We start from the raw sequence: 1,071 nt of genomic DNA, 5'->3' as shown, positions 1-1,071 counted from the left end.
TAACGCTGGCTCAAGCAACTTGTCTGACTTAGGTTATGTGAATCAAAACTGGTTTCGCAATGGTATCTTCGGCTTTACCCTTAGTGTACCTATTTTTTCGGGCTTAGGCAATAGGGCTAAAGTAGAAAAAGCCAGGATTGAAATGCAAAAAATAGAGCAAGATTTCAAAGCTTTTGAGCGTACTTATGATTTTCAGGTGGCACAGGCTCGCCAGAGTTTGTCTACCAGCTTGCAAGACCTAAAAATTCAAAAACAAAATATGGATCTTGCCAAAGAAGTAAGCCGGGTAGCCAATATCAAGTTTCAGAGTGGTACAGGCAAAAACTTAGATATTATAGACGCTGAAAACCAATTTAAAACAGCCGAAACTAATTATTATAATGCTTTATATAATGCTATTATTTCCAAAATAGATTTAAATAAAGCAATGGGTAAACTAGTAGTTGATAAATAGACATCCATATTCATAATCTCTTTCAATAAAAGACTAAACACCATATCATGAATATAAAAACACATCTTATAGTTATTACCTTATTGGTATTGGCTACTGCCTGCGGAGGAGGTGACAAAGGCGGAGAAAATGGAAATGTTCTGGAAGTAAAAGCCAAACTTGCTGAAAAACGCAAAACGTTTGAAAAGCTACGTGCAGACATTGCCAAACTGGAAAAAAAGCTGGAAAAGCTTGACCCATCGTATGCCAAACAAAAGCTTGAAGCCAAAACTACTTTGGTAACTACGCTTCCTGTGTCTAAAGAACCTTTTACTCGTTTTGTAGAAGTGAGAGGAAAAGTTACTTCTGACAAGAATGTAATCTTAAATGCCCAAACTCAAGGTTTGGTGACCTACATCGCAGTACAGGAAGGGCAGTTTGTAGGAGCAGGACAATCACTGGTAGCTCAGGAAAACAGCGTATTGGCAAGTAACCTTGAGGAAGTAAAAACGCAACTAAAACTTGCGAATGCTTTGTTTGAGCGTCAAGACAAATTGTGGAAACAAAAAATAGGTACTGAAATTCAATACTTACAAGCAAAAAGCAATAAAGAATCGCTGGAACGTAAAATCAAACCA

1 protein-coding gene and 1 pseudogene are annotated in these 1,071 nt (G+C 37.3%); both read left to right on the top strand.

Annotated elements, in window-relative coordinates:
- On the top strand, positions 1-454 hold a 454-nt coding region (locus M23134_RS37245), incomplete at its 5' end, for a TolC family protein (RefSeq protein ID WP_002706439.1).
- Positions 455-501: 47 nt separating this feature from the next.
- Positions 502-1,071: pseudogene (locus tag M23134_RS37240) on the top strand (efflux RND transporter periplasmic adaptor subunit); the annotation flags it as partial.

This window comes from Microscilla marina ATCC 23134 (assembly GCF_000169175.1).
Classification (GTDB): Bacteria; Bacteroidota; Bacteroidia; order Cytophagales; family Microscillaceae; genus Microscilla; species Microscilla marina.
Note: the sequence above shows the minus strand (reverse complement) of the source record. Positions and strands in the feature narration are given on the sequence as shown.